This is a genomic window from Lysobacter sp. Soil_C_59, from assembly GCF_057656415.1.
This window is the reverse complement of sequence record NZ_JBDGKK010000001.1, coordinates 647,651-664,606: the sequence shown is the minus strand read 5'-3', so window position 1 is coordinate 664,606 and position 16,956 is coordinate 647,651. Positions and strand designations below refer to the sequence as shown.

Here is a 16,956-nt window from a genome sequence, read left to right as displayed (position 1 = left end):
GCGATGTCATGTCCGAAATCCTGGTCCCGGTGTCCTTTGGCGAACTGCTCGACAAGATCTCGATCCTGCAGATCAAGTCCGAGCGCATGAGCGACCCCGCCAAGGTGGCCAACGTCCGCAACGAGCTGTCGGCTCTCGAGAAGACCTGGATGGCGCATCCGGCCGCCGGCAAGGACATCGCCCGCCTGCGCGCCGAGCTGAAGGCGGTCAACGAACGCCTGTGGGTGATCGAGGACGACATCCGCATCAAGGAGAAGGCGCAGGCCTTCGACGACGAGTTCGTGCGCCTGGCCCGCAGCGTCTATTTCGAGAACGACGAGCGCGCGCGGATCAAGAAGGACATCAACCTCGCCCTGGGCTCGTCGTACATCGAAGAGAAGTCGTACGAGGACTACAAGACCGGCGCTGCACCCTAAACCGGTCCCTGCGCGAATCCGGTTGCTCGAGTCAGGTGGCCAGCGCGTACGCGGCCACCGCGAACGACAGTGCCGCCACCGTGGCGGCCACGGCCGCCGCGATCTGCACGCGCATGAGGCGTTGATCCTGCAGCGCCTGCCGCTGGCGCAGTTCGACGATGGTGCGCTCCAGTTCCAGTGACGCCTGCTTGAGCGCGGTGAGGGTCATTTCCATTTCGGCGGCGAGGGTCTTGATCGCCTGATGGTTCTGGTCGACCGCGTCCTGCAGTTCGCGGATCTGCTGCGGGATCTGGGTCGGCTCCTTGCCGCGGGTGAACATCGGCCTGGCCGCGCGGATCAGTTCCGGCAGCAGCGGTGCGACCACGGTGAACCAGCGGCCATCACGATGTCTCCGTGCTTGCATGGGCCGCGTGCGGCGGCAGGTGGTCGGCGCAGTAGCGTTCGAACGCGGCGATCGCATCGTCGACCGTGACCAGGTCCATGACGCCGTCGTGCTCGATCTTGGTGCCCCAGCGCAACTCCGCTGCCGGCTTGCCAAGGTACTTGCGCGCGGCATCGTCGTAGCGGTCGGCACAGTAGCTGCGATCGCTGTAGGGCCCGCTGCGCGCCGGGTTGCTGGCCGCGTGCAGGCCCAGCACCTTGGTGCCCATCGCGTTGGCGATGTGCATGGGGCCCGAGTCGGGCGTCACCAGCAACTGGCCGCGTTCGAGCAAGGCAGGCAGTTGCTTGAGTGTGTCCTTGCCGACGAGGTCGAGCGCCGGTTGTTGCATCGCCGCCAGGATCGCATCGGTGGTCTGTCTTTCCAGTTCGCTGCGTCCGCCGCACAGGACTACCCGCCAGCCGCGCGCGACGGCGTGGTCGGCCAGCGCGGCGTGCCGCTCCGGGCGCCAGTTGCGCAGGGCATGGCTGGAGCAGGGTGAGACCAGCATCGTCGGCTTGCCGTCCTGCGGCCATTGCTCGCGCGCCCATTGCCGCGCCTCGTCTGGCACCGGCAGGTCCCAGCGCACGCGGTCCTGATGCAGGCCGAGCGGTTCGCAGAAACTGCCGATCGCGTCGAGCACATGGATGCCCGGTCGATCGGGGATGCGTTCGTTGACGAACAAACCGTGCAGGTCTTTCGAACGCGAGCGGTCGTAACCGATCCTTCGCCGCGCCGGGATGAAGGCCGACAGCAGGTTGGCGCGTGCGGCGACCTGCATCTGCAGCAACACGTCGAAGCGGCGCTGCGCGCCCAGGCGCTGGCGCAGTTCGCGGTGCAGCGCGCGCATGCCGGCCAGGCCGGATTTCTTGTCGTACTCGACGAAGTCGACGCCGGGCAGGCCGGCCAGCAGGCGGTGTTCGCCCTTGCCGATGACCCAGGTCAGCCGCACCTGCGGCCAGGCAGCCTGCAAGGTGCGCACCAGCGCCACCACATGGGTTACGTCACCCAATGCCGACAGACGCAGCAGGCAGACCGACGCGGGGGCGGTGGCCTTCATGCGCCGGACGTCCCAGCCGAAGCGGCAAACCGCAGGCCGGGCCGGTTCGGGCCGCGGGCAGATTCGTGCTTCACTGTCGCGTCGACAGAGGCCAGGGACGAACTGCATGCGGTGCGTGAAGGCAGATTGCTGGCCACGTGAATTGCTAGACTCCGGGGAATGACGGGGTTCGATGCTACCGAAGAGTTGACGCCGTTCCGCGACGACAGCGGATTCGGAGCCATTCTGTTCGACCGCAACCGGGTGCGGCAAGCGAGCCCGGAGTGGTTCGTGCCGTCGTTCTGGGAGCAGCGCGCGCGCCCGGTCGAGAGCGGTGGACGCGGCGGCGCCTGGTTCATCGACGCGCCATTCGGCCCGGCGTTGTTGCGGCGCTACCTGCGCGGCGGCATGGCCGCGCGCGTGAGCCGCGACCGCTACTGGTGGCAGGGCGCCGGCAGTACCCGCAGCTTCGCCGAGTTCCGCCTGACCCGCACCATGGCCGAGAAGGGCGTGCCGGTACCGCGTCCGATCGCCGCCTGCTATCGCCGCGACGGCATGTTCTACCGCGCCGCGATCCTGCTCGAGCGCCTGGACGACGTGCGCAGCCTGGCTGACCGGGCCGCGGTCGCCGGCGACGGCGCTCCCTGGGAAGAAGCCGGCCGGTTGATCGCGCGCGCCCACCGCGCCGGCCTCGACCATGCCGACCTCAACGCCCACAACCTGTTGTTCACCACTACCGGTAGAGGCTGGATCATCGACCTCGACCGCGGCCGCATGCGCATTCCCGCCACCGGCTGGCGCGAACGCAACCTCGCCCGCCTCAAGAGGTCGCTGCTGAAGCTGCGCGGCAACCGCAGCGCCGAAGAGGTTGAGCGCGATTTTGGCCGTCTGCGCGAGGCTTACGATCGCGCCTGGGACCGAGGCTACTGAGCATGGCCCTGGCGAACACAAGCTGGCAGCTGCGTCTGCACGGAGTCGGCAATGCGTCGGCGGTCGAGCTCGGCTCGGCCATGGCCACCATCGAGCGCAATGGCGCGCCGTGGCTGACCATCGACTGCGGCGGCGAAGGCCTGACCGCTTACCAGGCCTACTACGGCGATGCGCCGCAGGCGCTGTACATCACCCATACCCACCTCGACCATGTCGCCGGTTTCGAGCGTCTGTTCGTGTCGAGTTACTTCGACCCGGATCGCCGCGGCCGGATCCGCCTGTACGTGCCGGCAACGGTGCTGCCTCTGCTGCACCAGCGCGTCGGCGACTACCCCAATGCGCTGGCCGAGGGCGGGGTGAATTTCTGGGATGCCTTCCAGGTCATTCCCGTCGGTGGCTCGTTCTGGCACGACGGCGTGCGGCTGGAAGTATTCCCCACGCGCCATCACTGGCCCGAGACCGCCTACGGCCTGCGCCTGCACGGCAGCGTGGTGTGGACCGGCGACACCCGGCCGATCCCGGAGATGCTGGCGCGCTACGCCGACGCCGGCGAACTGATCGCGCACGATTGCGCGCTGCAGGGGAATCCCTCGCACAGCGGCATCGAGGATCTCGAGCGCGAGTACCCGCCGGGATTGCTCGATCGCTGCCTGCTGTACCACTACGGCAATCGCGAGGAAGGCGAGGTGCTCGCCGCGCGCGGTTACCGCGTCGCCCATCCCGGCCAGGTGGTGGCACTGGCCGAGCCGACCGCCATGCAGGTGGAGGCATGATGAGCGCCGTGCCGGCCACCTCGCCGCTGCCGCTGGATCTGCGCGCTCGACCGCTGCACGACCTGCGACTGTCGGTGATCGAGGCCTGCAACTTCCGTTGTCCGTACTGCATGCCGGCCGATCGCGTGCCGGACGATTACGGCTTCGACTCGGCATCGCGCCTGTCCTTCGACGAGATCGAGACGCTGGTGCGCGGATGCGTCGCGCTGGGCGTCAACAAGCTGCGCCTGACCGGTGGCGAACCGCTGCTGCGCAAGCGGTTGCCGCAGCTGGTGGAGCGGCTCGCGGCCATCAACGGCCTGGAAGACATCGCGCTGACCACCAACGGTTCGCTGCTGGCCGCGCAGGCCCGGGCATTGCGCGATGCCGGACTGGGCCGGATCACCGTCAGCCTGGATGCGATCGACTCGCAGCGTTTCAGCCAGATGAGCGGTGGCCGCGGCGACATCGCCGACGTGCTGGCGGGCATCGAGGCGGCGCAGGCGGCAGGGTTTGCGTCGATCAAGCTCAACTGCGTCGTCGAGCGTGGCATCAACGACGACCAGGTGTTGCCGCTGCTCGAACGCTTCCGTGGCAGTGGCCATGTGCTGCGCTTCATCGAGTACATGGACGTGGGCACCTGCAACGGCTGGGTGCGCGATCGCGTGGTGCCCTCGGCCGAGTTGCGCGATCGCATCGCGGCGCGCTGGCCATTGCGCGCGCTGGAGGCGAACTACCGTGGCGAGGTGGCTTCGCGTTACGCGTTCGCCGATGGCCAGGGCGAGGTCGGATTCGTCAGTTCGGTCAGCGAGCCGTTCTGCGGCGACTGCCATCGCGCCCGCGTCTCGGCGGACGGCAAGCTTTACACCTGCCTGTTCGCCGGCGACGGCCACGACCTGCGCCCGGCGCTGGCCCAGGGCGAGTCGGCGCTGCGCGATCGCGTGGCGGAGCTGTGGTCCAACCGCGGCGATCGTTACAGCGAGCTGCGTGGCGCCAGTGGTGCCTCGCGCCGGCATGTCGAGATGTATCTCATTGGCGGTTGAATGAAAGCCAGCAGCAAATCCAGTCCCAGGCAGCTCACCCACATAGACCCGGACGGCCGTCCGGCCATGGTCGACGTCTCCGCCAAGGCGGTCACCGCGCGCGAGGCGCGGGCCGAATGCAAGGTGCGCTTTCCGGCACCTGTGGCGACGCAGCTGCGCGCCTCGGGCCTGAAGAGCGCCAAGGGTGGCATCGTCGACACGGCGATCATCGCCGGTACGATGGCGGTCAAGCGCACGCATGAGCTGATCCCGTTCTGCCACCCGTTGCCGATCGACGGCTGCCGCATCGCCATCGACTGGGACGGCGCGACGACACTGCGCATCGAATGCGCCGTGCGCACGACCCACCGCACCGGCGTGGAGATGGAAGCGCTGACTGGCGCGACCGTGGCGGCGCTGACGGTGTACGACATGTGCAAGGCGTTGTCGCATGCGATCGTGCTGGGCCCGGCACGGGTGCTGGGCAAGCGCGGTGGCCGCCACGACTTTGGAGCAACCTGATGGCCCTGGCCACCGTCCTGTATTTCGCCAGCCTGCGTGACGCCGCCGGCGTCGCCAGCGAACCGGTCGACGCCGATGGCGACCTGGGCGGGCTCTACGAGCTGTTGCGCGCTCGCCACGGGTTCGCCTTGCCGCGCGAGCGCCTGCGCGTCGCCGTCGATGGCGAGTTCGCGCGCTGGGACCAGCCGGTCCGCGCCGGCAGCGAGATCGCCTTCATCCCGCCGGTCAGCGGCGGCTGAGCCCCTACTGCAGTAACGACATGACGAAGCATTTCAGCCTTTCCGATACCCCATTCGACACCGCCAGCGAGCGCGCGAAACTGCTCGACGACCGCGTCGGTGGCTTCGCCAGCTTCGAAGGCTGGGTGCGCGACCACAACGACGGCCGGCCCGTGAACGGGCTGCGTTACGAGGCCTACGCCGCACTGGCCGAAGCCGAAGGCGAGCGCGTGCTGACCGAGGCACTGTCGAAGTTCGACATCCTCGATGCGCGCTGCGTGCACCGCGTCGGTGACCTGGCGATCGGTGAACTGGCGGTGTGGGTGGGCGTCAGCGCCGCGCATCGCGACGCGGCCTTCGCCGCCTGCCGGTACGTGATCGACGAGGTCAAGTCGCGCGTGCCGATCTGGAAGCATGAGCGCTATGTCGACGGCGACGCCGGCTGGCTGCACCCGCACCAGTCGTAGCCGTTTTGCAAGACGTCACGGAGCCATCGCAATGATTCGATCCGTAGTGATTTCGTTGTCCCTGGCGTTGATGATCCCCGCGGCGGCTGCAGCCGAACTGCTCGTGGGCAACAAATCGGCCGACACGGTCTGGCGCCTGTCCACCGATGACGGACGCAAGCTCGGCGAGTTCGCGACCGGGCAGGGCCCGCACGAGATCGTCGTCAGCAGCGATGGCCGTACCGCACTGGTCAGCAACTACGGTTCGCAGTCGCCGGGCAACAGTCTCAGCGTGCTCGATCTGGCAGGTGGTGGCGCCGCGCGCAGCGTCGATCTGGGCGACAACACCCGTCCCCATGGCATGCGCCTGGTGCCGGGCAACAAGCGGGCCGTCGTCACCACCGAAGGCTCGCGCAAGCTGCTCGTAGTCGATATCGAAAAGGCCGTGGTGGACTCGGCGATCGACCTGGGCGAGGGCAGGGGGCACATGGTGGCCCTGTCCGCCGATGGCGCGAACGCCTACGTCACCAAGATCGACGCGGGCACCGTCAGTCGCGTCGATCTCAAGGCCGGACGCAAGACTCATGAAGTTGCAGCAGGCGCCGGCGCCGAAGGCGTTGCCGTGCATCCGCGCAGCGGCCAGGTCTGGGTCAGCAACCGCGAGGCAGGGACGGTCACCGTGCACGACCCGGCGACACTGGCGGTGCGCGCCACCGTGCCCAGCCCGGGCTACCCGATCCGGGTGGTGTTCACCGCCGACGGCCACCATGCGCTGGCGACCAATGCCCGCGCGGCGACGCTGTCGGTGATCGACGTCGAGAACAAGCGTGTCATCCATACGGTCGATCTGTCGCGCAAAGGCGCGCAGTACAGCGAGACGATGCTGGGCCGCGCGGCGTTGCCGATCGGCGTGATCGCCGATCCGTCGGGTAAGCGCGTGTACGTGGCGATCAGCGGCGGCGACGAGATCGCGGTGCTCGATAGCGCGCGCTGGCAGGTCGTCGGGCACTGGAAGACGGGGCGCGAACCGGACGCGCTGGGCCTGGTGCCCTGAAGTTGCACAGGGCAGGGGCTGCGCCTGCAAAGGCGATGGCCCCGCCGGCTGACCTCGGCACCCGCATCAGTCAATACCGTTGCTGCCTTCCGGCCCTGGCGGAGTTTTCGACCTAGCGTCGCGAGGGGCCGACGGGGCCACCATAGAGACTTTCATCAAAAGCCCCGCGTTGGCGGCGGGGCTTTTCCCACACTGTTGAAGCTGGCGGAGAGAGGGGGATTCGAACCCCCGAAGCGCGGTTTAGACGCTTACACACTTTCCAGGCGTGCTCCTTCAACCACTCGGACACCTCTCCGCACCTTGGCTTCCCAACCCCTGAACGCGGCATCCAGCCGTTTTGCAGGGGTCGCAGATTCTAGCCGTCGCCGGTCCCCGGGACAAGCGCGACGGTCCGGCGCCGCGCCAGTCGCGGTGCGCGCGACTGGGCATGGCAGAATGTGGCCATGTCCTACCTCGTCCTCGCCCGTAAGTGGCGTCCGAAGCGCTTCGCCGAACTGGTCGGACAGGAGCACGTGGTCCGTGCGCTGACCAATGCGCTCGATTCCGGCCGCGTCCATCACGCCTTCCTGTTCACCGGCACCCGCGGCGTCGGCAAGACGACGATCGCGCGAATCTTCGCCAAGTCGCTGAACTGCGAGCGCGGGACCTCTGCCGAGCCCTGCGGCGAGTGTGGCTCGTGCCGCGATATCGATTCGGGCCGTTTCATCGACCTGCTCGAGATCGACGCCGCCAGCAACACCGGTGTTGACGACGTCCGCGAGGTCATCGACAACGCCCAGTACATGCCCAGCCGCGGTCGGGTGAAGGTCTACCTGATCGACGAAGTGCACATGCTGTCCAAGTCGGCCTTCAACGCGCTGCTCAAGACGCTGGAAGAGCCGCCGGGGCACGTGAAGTTCCTGCTTGCCACCACCGACCCGCAGAAACTGCCGGTGACGGTGCTGTCGCGCTGCCTGCAGTTCAACCTCAAGCGCCTGGACGAGCAGCAGATCAACGGGCAGATGACCCGGATCCTCGAGGCCGAGGGCATCGCCGCCGAGGCCGGCGCGATCCGCCAGCTCTCCAAGGCCGCCGATGGCAGCCTGCGCGATGGTCTGTCGCTGCTCGATCAGGCCATCGCCTATACCGGCGCCAGCGCCGGCGGCAGCACCCTGGGCGATGCCGGCGTGGCGACCATGCTCGGTACCGTCGACCGCACCCGGGTTGGCGCGCTGCTGTCGTCCCTCGCCGAAGGCGATGGCGAGCGGCTGCTGGCCGAAGTGGCCGTGCTGGCCGAATTCTCGCCGGACTGGGGCAGCGTGCTGGAAGCCTTCAGCGATGCGCTGCACAGGATCCAGGTTCGACAGCTGGTGCCCGAGGCGCAGGTCGAGGCCGATGGCGTCGATGTTGACACGCTGGCCGCGCAGCTGCGTCCTGAAGTGGTGCAGCTGTGGTACCAGATGGCGCTCAACGGCCGCCGCGACCTGGCATTGGCGCCGAGTCCGCGCGCCGGTTTCGAAATGAGCGTGCTGCGCATGCTGGCCTTCCGTCCGGATGACGGCGATGGCGCACGGGCGCCGTCGGCGCAACCGGCGCAGGCTTCCCGTAGTGCGGCCCCTCGCAGTGCCGCGACCGCGGCGCCGGCCGCCGCGGCACCGCGCGAACGGACGCCTCCTCCGAACCCGTTTGCCGCCGAGCAGCCGAAGCCAGCGGCATTTGCCGCGCCGGCGCGTCCTGCACCTGCACCTGCACCTGCACCTGCACCGGTCGAGGCAGCCATTGCGCCGGCCCAGATTGCCATTGCCAGCCCGGCACCCGTTGCCGCGCCTGCGCCGGCGGTGGTTTCGCCGCCGGCCGAGCCCGCCTTCGTCCACGGCGCCGGCATCGCCGACGCCGATGCCTGGCACGCGATGGTGGCCGCCACCAGCCTGCGCGGACCGGCCAGGATGCTTGCCGAGCACGCCGGTTTTGTTTCCTGGTCCGAAGGCGTGTTGAGCCTGTCGCTGGCGCCTGTCGACGATCATCTGCGCAGCAATGCGCTGGTCGAGCTGATGGCCGAAGCGCTGGCGCCGGCGCTTGGCGCAGCGCCGCAGGTGCGTTTCGTCGAGGCCCGTTCGGCCGAGTCGCTGCACCAGCGCAACGAGCGCAGCCGCGACGAACGCCAGGCGGCCGCCGAAGCGACCTTCATGGGCGATCCGGACGTGCAGCGCCTGATCTCCCAGCACGGCGCCAAGGTAGTGCCCGATTCAATCCGGCCCTACGACGAAAAATGATCTGATCCCCACCGCCATCGCCACGTGCCGATGGCCGTTGCCCCTGATGCAGGGGTTCCATTGCCAATAGATGAGTAAAGAACCATGCGTGGAAACATTGCCCAACTGATGCAGCAGGCGCAGAAGATGCAGGAAAACGTGCAGCGCGCCCAGGAAGAACTGGCCAAGCTGGAAGTCACCGGCAACGCCGGCGGCGGCATGGTCAGCGTCACCATCACCGGCCGCATGGAGTGCCGCAAGGTCCGCATCGATCCGAGCGTGCTGAGCGACCAGGAGATGGTCGAGGACCTGATCGCCGCCGCGTTCAACGACGCCGTGAACAAGGTCAATGCCGAATCGCAGTCGAAGATGTCCGCCGCGACCGCCGGCATGCCGATCCCGCCGGGCATGAAGATGCCGTTCTGACTTGAGCTCGCTTCTCGAACAACTCATCGAAGCCTTTCGCGTGTTGCCCGGCGTCGGCCAGAAGTCGGCGCAGCGCATGGCCTACCACGTGCTCGAACGCGAGCGCGCCGGCGGCCAGCGCCTGGCCGATGCGCTTTCCGCCGCCGTCGAGCACATCGGTCATTGCGCGCGCTGTCGCGACTTCACCGAGGGCGAGGTCTGCGCGACCTGCGCCAGTGCTTCGCGCGATGCGCACCAGTTGTGCGCGGTTGAGTCACCCGCCGATCGCCTCGCGATCGAACAGGCCACCGGATACCGCGGCCTGTACTTCGTCCTGCAAGGTCGCCTGTCGCCGCTGGATGGCATCGGCCCGCGCGAACTGGGCCTGGACACGCTCGCCGCGCGCCTGGCCGAGGGCGAGGTGCAGGAGCTGATCATCGCCACCAATCCGACGGTCGAAGGCGAAGCCACCGCGCACTACCTCGCGCAGCTGGCGCGCCAGCACAAGGTCCGGCCGAGCCGGCTCGCCCATGGCGTGCCGCTGGGTGGCGAACTGGAGTACGTCGACCGTGGCACGCTGTCGCATGCGTTCGGCAGCCGCAGCGAGATGACGGACCGGGACTGATGCCAGCGGGTACTTGCCGGGGGTAAAGTCGCCCTCAACCCACAGCAGCCCGACCGCCATGTCCGAAACCATCTTCCACAAGATCATCAAGCGCGAAATCCCGGCCGACATCGTCTTCGAGGACGAGCACCTGATCGCGTTCCGGGACATCGCGCCGCAGGCGCCGGTGCACGTGCTGTTCGTGCCCAAGACCGATGTCGCCACGCTCAACGACCTGCAGCCCGACCAGGCCGCCATCGTCGGACGCCTGGCGGTGGCCGCGGCCGACTACGCCAAGCGCGAGGGCTTTGCCGAGGATGGCTACCGGATCGTGATGAACTGCAACGGCCATGGCGGGCAGACGGTGTTCCAGATCCATCTGCACCTGCTGGCCGGCGCGCCGCTGGGGCGCTTCGGAACCTCGCGCTGAGCGCGCGGCGGTTGCCGACTTACCACCATCCCCACCACGGCCACGGTGCCGCCGGATAGCCGACGACGTCGACCGTCTCGCGCACCGGCCACAGGTAGACCACGTCGGCCTCGACCTGCGGGAAGCGGTAGTCGTATCCGCCGATCTGGCGGTTCTGGTAGCCGCTGACGCGGCCGATGAAGGTGACTTCGCGATTCTTCTCGAATACCGCCGGGTCGTAGAAGCCGGTGCGGCAGGCAATGAAGCGGCCGCCGGTGTCGTCGCTGCCCCAGTACGGACGGGCGTTGTCGCCCAGGTAGGTCGAGATCATCTCGAAGCAGGTGCGATTGGGCTGCGGTTCGACGCTGACGATGCGACCGCCCCAGCGCACCGGGGCGCCGGTCATGTCACTCGCCGCCGCATCGCGCGGCGTGACCGGATTGAACTCACCCTGCAGTGGTTGCGGTGCGGTGACGCAGGCGGCCAGCATCATCGTGCCCAGGGCCAGTAGGGCGATACGAAGGTTCATCGGCGTGCTCCACATCAAAGTTCTCCAGGAGTCCTTCAGATTAGCCATTGTTGCCATTGCGGGGCGACGGGCGATGCGCACGCAGCGCCTGGGTCAGGGCGCGGGTCGAGCGTCCCCCCGGCTCGCCGTCAGCGTACCGCCAATCGCTGAAACGGTCGCTGAGTATCCGCAACTCGCCGGCCAGTTCGGGCCGCGCAGCGGCAACGCGTTCGACCCAGCGACCGGCCGGTTCGTCCGCAGCACGTTCCAGGCCGAAGTGGCGATAGCGACGGGCCAGCGCGTGCCAGGCGCGCAGCACCGGGTCGGGCTCGCGCTCGTTGCGGCGACTGAACCACACCATCCACAGCAGGCCCACCGCCACGGCCAGCATCAGCAGCAACACCAGGGTGCGGTCGTCCAGGCGGTCGATGCCGAATGGACGCAGCAGGCGTTGCTGGCGATTGGCGTCGAAGCCGAGCACGAAGTCGTTCCAGCCGCGGCGCATCCAGTCGCCGACATCGATCAGCGAGCGTCCATCGGCGAGGCCGCCGAACAGGCCGCCGGCAACCGCGCGGCGGTCGTCGATCGTGTCGTAGATGCGCTCGGGCGCGACGGCGGCGGTTGGATCCACGCGCACCCAGCCGCGACCGCGCAACCAGACCTCGGCCCAGGCGTGCGCATCGGAGCGCCGCACCAGCCAATAGCCGCCGACCGAGTTGCGGTAACCGCCGGCGTAGCCGGTGACCACGCGCGCCGGAATGCCGGCGCCGCGCATCAGCACGACGAACGACGAGCTGAAGTGCTGGCAGAAGCCGGCGCGCTGGTCGAACAGGAATTCATCGACGCTGTTGCGTCCGGCCAGCGGTGTTTCCAGGGTGTAGGCGAAGTCGCGCCGGATCCAGTCGAGCGCGCGGGTCACGATCGCGCCATCGGCGGACGGCCCGGCTTCCAGGCGCCACTGCCGCGCCAGTGCAAGTGTGCGCGGATTGAAGTTTGGCGGCAGCTGCAGCGCGTACTTGCGCGTCTCTGGCGACAGGTTCGCTTCGTAGCGCCGTGGCGGTGCCGACTGCATGCGCCATCGACTCACGCCCGTCAGCTGGGTCAGCGACTGCAGGTTGTGGTCGGGGTCGAGCTCGCTGCCGCCGGGCGCCGAGATCAGCAGGTCGAGGGCCACGAGCTGCCGGCGATCGGTCGGCTCCATCTCGATCTCGTAGTCCCAGCGCTGCGGGCCCGGTTCGACCGCGGTTTCGCTCCAGCCAGGCATCCATCGCGGCTGCCTCCAGGTGCGGCCGTCGAAATCCCACATCACCGGCCCGCGCCAGTACATCTGCGATGGCGCAGGCACCGGTCCGAAGAAGCGTGCGCGCAGGGCGGGGCGGTCGTCGCCCATGAGGTCGATCCAGTCGCCCGGGCTCATCTGGTCCGACAGGCCGGTGCTTGCCATCGCACGCTCGGGGATGCCCCACAGCGGCGCGCCCAGTCGCGGGAACAGCCAGAAGGCCGCCAATGCGAGCGGCAGACCTAGCGCGAGCAGGCGAGCGGTGCCGGCCATGCGCTGTCTCGGTGAAACGTCGCGACGAACATCGCCCGACTCGACGTCCGCCAACAGTTGCAGCGCCGCCAGCGCCAGCACGGTCGCGGCCAGGCCCAGGGCGAGCGACAGCGGCCCCTGGTCGAGCAGGAAGGTCGCAAACGGCGCGAACAATGCGAAGCCGAGCAGGCTGCGTGCATCGCGCAGGCCGAACGTCTCCGACGGCTTGATTGCAAGCATCGCCGCCAGCAGTGCGCAGCCGGTATCTCGACCGATCGAGAAATCGCTCATCGCCAGCACGGTCGCGATCAGTGCCACCGACAGGAACAGGCGGACCAGTCCGTGCAGGGGTTGGCGCCAGGACATGGCGACCACGGCCACGGCACTGAGGGCGATGGTCACCGCGATCAGCAGCGGCAACTGCAGCAGCAACGGCAACAGGCAGGCGCCGGCGCTGAGCAGCACCCAGCGACGACTGCGCGGATCGAGCGCTGGCGTTGCCGGATCAGCCATGGGGCATCAGCGCCAGTGCGCGCAGGCAGGCGTGCCGGTGTTGCGGTCCGCGATCGGGCCCCAGTGCAGCGTGGCCGGGCAGGCGCAACTGGTAGCGCCGGCCTTCGCGCTCGGCTTCGTCGATCCAGCGCGCCAGCCGGGCAATCCGCGCCTCGTAGCCAATGCCGGCGATCTCGCGCCAGTCGAGCACGACTTCGGCGCCGATGGGTTGCTCGAACTCGCGCACCAGCAGCGTGTCGCGCCGTGCCGAGGGCTTCCAGGCGATGGCTCGTCGTGCGTCGCCAGTGCGATAGCCGCGCAGGTGATGGACGTCGTCGCCGGTCGGATGCACGCGTGCCTGGACGCGGTCGCCGTGTCCTGCCGGCAGAGGCGGGCCGTTTGCTTCGGGTGTGGGATAAACCAGCAGCGGCGACTCTGGCCAGACATAGGCCCACGCGCGCGCCAGTCCCAGAGGGCGCGTCGTCGACAGGCGCAACTTGGGCAGGTCGAACCATCCGCGCTGTTGCGTCGGCAGCAGCAGTTGCGACTCACCGCTGCCGCGATCGAGATTGAGGATGCCCGGCGCGGCATCGAACGAGCCGTCGTCGTCCAGCCGCAGCCCGCGGCGCACGCGACCGGGCGCGGCGCGCGCATACAGGCGAACGGTCAGCGGCGTTCCGGCGGCCACGGGTTCGGCGTCGGCCGCGACCAGTTCAAGGCCGGACAGTTGCATCTGCGCCGCCACCAGACTGGCCAGGCCGGCTCCGCCCAGCATCAGTCCCAGCAGCAGCGCGGGGTTGTTGTTGTAGTTGAGCGAGCCCAGCAGCATCACGAACAGCAACACTGCGTAGAACAGTCCGAAACGCGTCGGCAGCACATAGATGCGACGACGGTGCAGCACGCACGGCAGCGTTTCCGGATCGCGCGGACGCGTCCAGACCATGGCCCAGGCATGCAGCCGCGAGCGCAGGCGCGCCGGCGTCTGGCGGTCCGGCCGCGCCATCCCTCAGTCCACCGGCACCGCGTGCAGGATCGCCTTTGCCAGCGCGGCGTCCTTGCCGGCATCGACTTCGGCGACGAGGCGATGCGCGGCCACGGCCGGAAACAGCGCCTGCACGTCCTCGGGCAACACGTGCGCGCGTCCCAGCAGCAATGCGTAGGCTCGGGCCGCGCGCAGCAGTGCCAGGCCGGCGCGTGGCGACAGCCCCACGCGCACGCCAGGATGTCGTCGGCTTCGCGCCATCAGTGCCTGCACGTAGGCGACCAGTGCCTCGCTGGCGTGAACCTGCTGCACCGAACGTCGGGCGGCCAGGACATCCTCGCTGCCGAGCAGCGGCAACACGCGTGCGATCAGGTCACGGCGGTCGTCACCGGCGAGCAGGTGGCGCTCGGCATCCGCATCCGGATAGCCCAGGCTCAGGCGCAGGAGGAAGCGATCCAGTTGCGAATCCGGCAACGGATACGTACCGGACAGGTCGACCGGATTCTGGGTGGCGATGACGAAGAACGGCTCCGGCAGCGCATGGGTCGTGCCGTCGACGGTGACCTGGTATTCGGCCATCGCTTCCAGCAGCGCACTCTGCGTGCGCGGTGGCGCGCGGTTGATCTCGTCGGCCAGCAGCACCTGCGCGAACACCGGGCCGGGATGGAACTGGAACTGGCGCGCCTGCGGATCGAACACCGACACGCCAACCACGTCTGCAGGCAACAGGTCGGAAGTGAACTGCACGCGCTGGAAATCCAGGCCGAGCGTCGCCGCCAGTGCATGGGCGAGCGTGGTCTTGCCCAGGCCGGGCAGATCCTCGATCAGCAGGTGGCCACCGGCCAGCAGTGCCACGAACGCCAGACGGACTTCGTGCGGCTTGCCCAATACCAGCGAATTGACCTGCGTCTGGGCGCGTTCAAGGGAGCCTCGCAGGCCATCGGTTAGCATGGTCGCCGTCGAAAGGGATACCGCCATCGCGCGTGTGCTCCTGTTGGATATTGCAGCCTGCGGTGTTCGCCGGCACTTCGCTCGTCGGCCGTCCTGGTCAGGCCGGTCGCGACATGGTCCACAAAGACATGCTCCATGACGACATGTTCTCCCAGAGTGTAGCGAGGTCACGAACGGATGCGGGATGAAGAGCAGGCACGGCGCACGTTCTGGGTGCTGTGGGTCACGGTCCTGGCGATCAAGCTGGTCGTAGCCGCGCGTCTGCCGCTGTTCGTCGATGAAGCCTTCTACTGGCAGGAAGGCCAGCACCTGGCCGCGGCCTATTCGGACCTGCCCGGGCTGACCGCATGGTTGACCCGCCTGGGTACCCTCGTCGGCGGCAACCACACCTTCGCGGTGCGCCTGCCGTTCGTTCTGATCGCCGCGCTGGTGCCATGCCTGATGGTGCGCATAGCCGCGCGCGAGTTCGGTGCGCGTGCCGGCTGGCTGGCCGGTTGTTTCACGTTGCTGTTGCCACTGGCCGGAACCCTGGGCGTGATGGCGTTGCCGGATGCGGCGATGGCACTGGCGACGCTGTTGTGCGTCGATGCCGGCGCGCGCCTGCTGCGCCAGGTCAGTCCCGAGGTCGCGCTCGAACTCGCCGTCGGCCTGGCCTTGGGTGCGTTGTGCCATTACCGCTTCATCGCCGTAATCGGCGTGGGATTCGTCGCCCTGGCGATGCTCAAGGAAGGTCGACGCGCGTTGCGCGACGTACGCGTGCTGGTGGCGATCGCATTCGGCGCATCGGCGTGGGCGCCGCTGGTGGCCTGGAACCTCGACAATGCCGATGCCGGTTTGCGCTTCCAGCTGGTCGATCGACATCCGTGGGCCTTCCACGCCGACGCGGTCTGGTTCATCGCGATCCAGGCCTTGCTGGTGACGCCATTGCTGTTCGCCGCGCTGGCCGTGGCTGCGCGCAGGGGGGTGTCGAGCGCGGCGGCGCCGGAGCGTTACTTCGCCTTGCTGGGCTCAGGCGTCGTACTCGGTTTTTTCGCCCTGGGTTTTTTCGCCGATACCGAGCGTGTCAGTTTCCACTGGCCGCTGCCCGGTTACCTGGCCCTGCTGCCGCTGTTGCCGATGGTGCTGTGGCGGTGGCCGCGTGGCTGGCGATTGGCCACGGTGTGGCTGGCCGGACTGGGTCTGGTGGCCAATCTGGGCTACTACCTGGCCGTGTCGCATCCAGGCCTGCGCGAACGCAATGCGGCGGAGAAGTGGTATCCGAGCAACTTCTCCGGCTGGCAGCCGCTGGCGCAGGCGGTACGTGCTCGCCTGGCGACGATGCCGGCCGGTACGCGCGTTGTCGCCGACAACTTCAAGATCGGTGCCGAACTGGGCTTCGCCATGGGCGATGCGCGCATCGCCGTGCTCGATCATCCGATCAACCACAAGCATGGCCGCGCTCCGCAGCTGCGGCTTTGGGGGCTGCAAAGCGCGGGCCGCGCCGACTGGGGCGAGCAGCCGGTGCTGCTCGTGGTGGGCGCGACCGAGATCAAGTACCGCGACCTGCTCCAGCGTTACCACGACCTGTGCACGATGGCTGGCCCGTTGCCGCCGCCTGAAGTGTTGAATATCGACCACGGTCGCCAGCGCTTCATCCTCTTCGCCATGGATGGCCGACCGCTGCACGGTGACTGCACGACGCCCGCGATGGCGTGGGTCGATGCGCCAGTAGCCGACGCCCGCGTTGGCCAGCGCTTCAACGTCGCTGGCTGGGCCTTCAAGGACGGAGTCGGCCTGGCCGGCATCGAGGTCACCCTCGATGGCCAGGTCGTCGCCCAGGCGCAGTACGGGCGCGTGTTCCAGGGGCTGCGGAACGTGTGGCCGCAATCAAGCGACCCGCAGCATCCGAATGTGGGCTTCAGCGCAGACGTGGCGTTGAAGCCGGGCACGTTCGCGCCGGGCCGGCACTGGCTCGGATTGCGCCTGCATGGTCGCGACGGCAGTGAGGAGACCTGGGCCGAGCGGCCGATCGAGCTCAAGTGAGCGC

At 68.4% G+C, this 16,956-nt stretch carries 19 protein-coding genes, 1 tRNA gene and 1 other RNA gene; 13 read left to right on the top strand and 8 right to left on the bottom strand.

The window, feature by feature from the left end; all coding sequences use genetic code 11:
• Positions 1-8 precede the first annotated feature (8 nt).
• Positions 9-416, top strand: a complete 408-nt coding sequence (locus AC3A3Q_RS02910; protein WP_487584801.1) for a DUF6165 family protein — start codon at positions 9-11, stop codon at positions 414-416.
• 31 nt (positions 417-447) lie between these two features.
• Here AC3A3Q_RS02910 and AC3A3Q_RS02905 read toward each other — a convergent pair whose 3' ends face one another.
• Together AC3A3Q_RS02905 and AC3A3Q_RS02900 are read right to left on the bottom strand one after the other, a co-directional pair.
• Positions 448-819, bottom strand: coding sequence for a hypothetical protein (locus AC3A3Q_RS02905; protein WP_487584800.1), 372 nt, complete (start codon positions 817-819; stop codon positions 448-450).
• Complete coding sequence (locus AC3A3Q_RS02900; RefSeq protein WP_487584799.1) at positions 797-1,894, bottom strand: glycosyltransferase family 9 protein; 1,098 nt, start codon at positions 1,892-1,894, stop codon at positions 797-799. Before AC3A3Q_RS02900 ends, AC3A3Q_RS02905 begins: the two co-directional genes overlap by 23 nt.
• 159 nt (positions 1,895-2,053) lie before the next feature.
• Here AC3A3Q_RS02900 and AC3A3Q_RS02895 point away from each other — a divergent pair, with 159 nt between their 5' ends.
• Genes AC3A3Q_RS02895 through AC3A3Q_RS02865 form a run of 7 tightly spaced genes read left to right on the top strand, consistent with a single transcriptional unit; the run spans position 2,054 to position 6,817 of the window.
• Positions 2,054-2,803 (top strand): 3-deoxy-D-manno-octulosonic acid kinase, encoded by a 750-nt coding sequence (locus AC3A3Q_RS02895; RefSeq protein ID WP_200604575.1) that lies wholly within the window; start codon positions 2,054-2,056, stop codon positions 2,801-2,803.
• Between the two features lie 2 nt (positions 2,804-2,805).
• Entirely contained in the window at positions 2,806-3,576 is a 771-nt protein-coding gene (locus tag AC3A3Q_RS02890) for an MBL fold metallo-hydrolase (protein ID WP_487584798.1), read from the top strand.
• Entirely contained in the window at positions 3,576-4,598 is a 1,023-nt protein-coding gene (gene moaA / locus AC3A3Q_RS02885; protein ID WP_487584797.1) for a GTP 3',8-cyclase MoaA, read from the top strand. The genes AC3A3Q_RS02890 and moaA overlap by 1 nt, the downstream gene beginning before the upstream one ends.
• Positions 4,599-5,099: a cyclic pyranopterin monophosphate synthase MoaC gene (gene moaC, locus AC3A3Q_RS02880; RefSeq protein WP_487584796.1), complete on the top strand. Its 501-nt coding sequence runs from the start codon at positions 4,599-4,601 to the stop codon at positions 5,097-5,099.
• The gene (moaD, locus tag AC3A3Q_RS02875) at positions 5,096-5,338 is read left to right on the top strand and encodes a molybdopterin converting factor subunit 1 (protein ID WP_487584918.1); all 243 of its coding nucleotides are present in this window, start codon (positions 5,096-5,098) and stop codon (positions 5,336-5,338) included. The genes moaC and moaD overlap by 4 nt, the downstream gene beginning before the upstream one ends.
• A gap of 20 nt (positions 5,339-5,358) precedes the next feature.
• Complete coding sequence (locus AC3A3Q_RS02870) at positions 5,359-5,784, top strand: molybdenum cofactor biosynthesis protein MoaE (RefSeq protein ID WP_487584795.1); 426 nt, start codon at positions 5,359-5,361, stop codon at positions 5,782-5,784.
• Positions 5,785-5,815: 31 nt separating this feature from the next.
• The gene (locus AC3A3Q_RS02865; RefSeq protein WP_487584794.1) at positions 5,816-6,817 is read left to right on the top strand and encodes a YncE family protein; all 1,002 of its coding nucleotides are present in this window, start codon (positions 5,816-5,818) and stop codon (positions 6,815-6,817) included.
• 38 nt (positions 6,818-6,855) lie between these two features.
• Here AC3A3Q_RS02865 and ffs read toward each other — a convergent pair.
• Positions 6,856-6,952: signal recognition particle sRNA small type (ffs, locus tag AC3A3Q_RS02860), an RNA gene on the bottom strand.
• A gap of 67 nt (positions 6,953-7,019) precedes the next feature.
• Positions 7,020-7,112: transfer RNA gene (locus AC3A3Q_RS02855), tRNA-Ser, on the bottom strand.
• Between the two features lie 148 nt (positions 7,113-7,260).
• Between AC3A3Q_RS02855 and dnaX the strand changes: the two genes are divergently transcribed.
• From dnaX to AC3A3Q_RS02835, 4 genes are all read left to right on the top strand, one after another.
• Positions 7,261-9,069: a DNA polymerase III subunit gamma/tau gene (gene dnaX, locus AC3A3Q_RS02850; RefSeq protein WP_487584793.1), complete on the top strand. Its 1,809-nt coding sequence runs from the start codon at positions 7,261-7,263 to the stop codon at positions 9,067-9,069.
• A gap of 84 nt (positions 9,070-9,153) precedes the next feature.
• Positions 9,154-9,474: a YbaB/EbfC family nucleoid-associated protein gene (locus AC3A3Q_RS02845; protein ID WP_158733669.1), complete on the top strand. Its 321-nt coding sequence runs from the start codon at positions 9,154-9,156 to the stop codon at positions 9,472-9,474.
• Position 9,475: 1 nt separating this feature from the next.
• Positions 9,476-10,078 (top strand): recombination mediator RecR, encoded by a 603-nt coding sequence (gene recR, locus AC3A3Q_RS02840; RefSeq protein ID WP_200604582.1) that lies wholly within the window; start codon positions 9,476-9,478, stop codon positions 10,076-10,078.
• Positions 10,079-10,136: 58 nt separating this feature from the next.
• A complete protein-coding gene (locus AC3A3Q_RS02835; RefSeq protein WP_386703662.1) occupies positions 10,137-10,487 on the top strand; it encodes a histidine triad nucleotide-binding protein in 351 nt (116 codons plus the stop codon).
• A gap of 19 nt (positions 10,488-10,506) precedes the next feature.
• On the opposite strand, the gene AC3A3Q_RS02830 is transcribed toward AC3A3Q_RS02835, so the two are convergent.
• The 4 genes from AC3A3Q_RS02830 to AC3A3Q_RS02815 form a co-directional block, all read right to left on the bottom strand.
• Positions 10,507-10,995, bottom strand: a complete 489-nt coding sequence (locus tag AC3A3Q_RS02830) for a Slp family lipoprotein (protein WP_487584792.1) — start codon at positions 10,993-10,995, stop codon at positions 10,507-10,509.
• Between the two features lie 40 nt (positions 10,996-11,035).
• On the bottom strand, positions 11,036-13,018 hold the full coding sequence (locus AC3A3Q_RS02825) for a transglutaminase TgpA family protein (RefSeq protein WP_487584791.1): 1,983 nt from the start codon (positions 13,016-13,018) through the stop codon (positions 11,036-11,038).
• On the bottom strand, positions 13,011-13,940 hold the full coding sequence (locus AC3A3Q_RS02820; RefSeq protein WP_487584917.1) for a DUF58 domain-containing protein: 930 nt from the start codon (positions 13,938-13,940) through the stop codon (positions 13,011-13,013). The genes AC3A3Q_RS02825 and AC3A3Q_RS02820 overlap by 8 nt, the downstream gene beginning before the upstream one ends.
• Before the next feature lie 63 nt (positions 13,941-14,003).
• Positions 14,004-14,957, bottom strand: coding sequence for an AAA family ATPase (locus tag AC3A3Q_RS02815; RefSeq protein ID WP_487584790.1), 954 nt, complete (start codon positions 14,955-14,957; stop codon positions 14,004-14,006).
• Positions 14,958-15,107: 150 nt separating this feature from the next.
• On the opposite strand from AC3A3Q_RS02815, the gene AC3A3Q_RS02810 reads away from it, so the two are divergent.
• The gene (locus AC3A3Q_RS02810; protein WP_487584789.1) at positions 15,108-16,952 is read left to right on the top strand and encodes an ArnT family glycosyltransferase; all 1,845 of its coding nucleotides are present in this window, start codon (positions 15,108-15,110) and stop codon (positions 16,950-16,952) included.
• Positions 16,953-16,956: the final 4 nt, after the last annotated feature.

What these genes read in the sequence shown, in the direction of transcription:
- AC3A3Q_RS02910 (WP_487584801.1), top strand. Translation starts at nt 9, where the DNA reads ATGTCCGAAATCCTGGTCCCGGTGTCCTTTGGCGAACTGCTCGACAAG.
- AC3A3Q_RS02900 (WP_487584799.1), bottom strand. Translation starts at nt 1,894, where the DNA reads ATGAAGGCCACCGCCCCCGCGTCGGTCTGCCTGCTGCGTCTGTCGGCA.
- AC3A3Q_RS02825 (WP_487584791.1), bottom strand. Translation starts at nt 13,018, where the DNA reads ATGGCTGATCCGGCAACGCCAGCGCTCGATCCGCGCAGTCGTCGCTGG.
- AC3A3Q_RS02845 (WP_158733669.1), top strand. Translation starts at nt 9,154, where the DNA reads ATGCGTGGAAACATTGCCCAACTGATGCAGCAGGCGCAGAAGATGCAG.
- dnaX (WP_487584793.1), top strand. Translation starts at nt 7,261, where the DNA reads ATGTCCTACCTCGTCCTCGCCCGTAAGTGGCGTCCGAAGCGCTTCGCC.
- moaA (WP_487584797.1), top strand. Translation starts at nt 3,576, where the DNA reads ATGAGCGCCGTGCCGGCCACCTCGCCGCTGCCGCTGGATCTGCGCGCT.
- moaC (WP_487584796.1), top strand. Translation starts at nt 4,599, where the DNA reads ATGAAAGCCAGCAGCAAATCCAGTCCCAGGCAGCTCACCCACATAGAC.
- AC3A3Q_RS02865 (WP_487584794.1), top strand. Translation starts at nt 5,816, where the DNA reads ATGATTCGATCCGTAGTGATTTCGTTGTCCCTGGCGTTGATGATCCCC.
- AC3A3Q_RS02830 (WP_487584792.1), bottom strand. Translation starts at nt 10,995, where the DNA reads ATGAACCTTCGTATCGCCCTACTGGCCCTGGGCACGATGATGCTGGCC.
- AC3A3Q_RS02835 (WP_386703662.1), top strand. Translation starts at nt 10,137, where the DNA reads ATGTCCGAAACCATCTTCCACAAGATCATCAAGCGCGAAATCCCGGCC.
- AC3A3Q_RS02815 (WP_487584790.1), bottom strand. Translation starts at nt 14,957, where the DNA reads ATGGCGGTATCCCTTTCGACGGCGACCATGCTAACCGATGGCCTGCGA.
- AC3A3Q_RS02820 (WP_487584917.1), bottom strand. Translation starts at nt 13,940, where the DNA reads ATGGTCTGGACGCGTCCGCGCGATCCGGAAACGCTGCCGTGCGTGCTG.
- AC3A3Q_RS02810 (WP_487584789.1), top strand. Translation starts at nt 15,108, where the DNA reads ATGCGGGATGAAGAGCAGGCACGGCGCACGTTCTGGGTGCTGTGGGTC.
- AC3A3Q_RS02890 (WP_487584798.1), top strand. Translation starts at nt 2,806, where the DNA reads ATGGCCCTGGCGAACACAAGCTGGCAGCTGCGTCTGCACGGAGTCGGC.
- AC3A3Q_RS02895 (WP_200604575.1), top strand. Translation starts at nt 2,054, where the DNA reads ATGACGGGGTTCGATGCTACCGAAGAGTTGACGCCGTTCCGCGACGAC.
- AC3A3Q_RS02905 (WP_487584800.1), bottom strand. Translation starts at nt 819, where the DNA reads ATGCAAGCACGGAGACATCGTGATGGCCGCTGGTTCACCGTGGTCGCA.
- AC3A3Q_RS02870 (WP_487584795.1), top strand. Translation starts at nt 5,359, where the DNA reads ATGACGAAGCATTTCAGCCTTTCCGATACCCCATTCGACACCGCCAGC.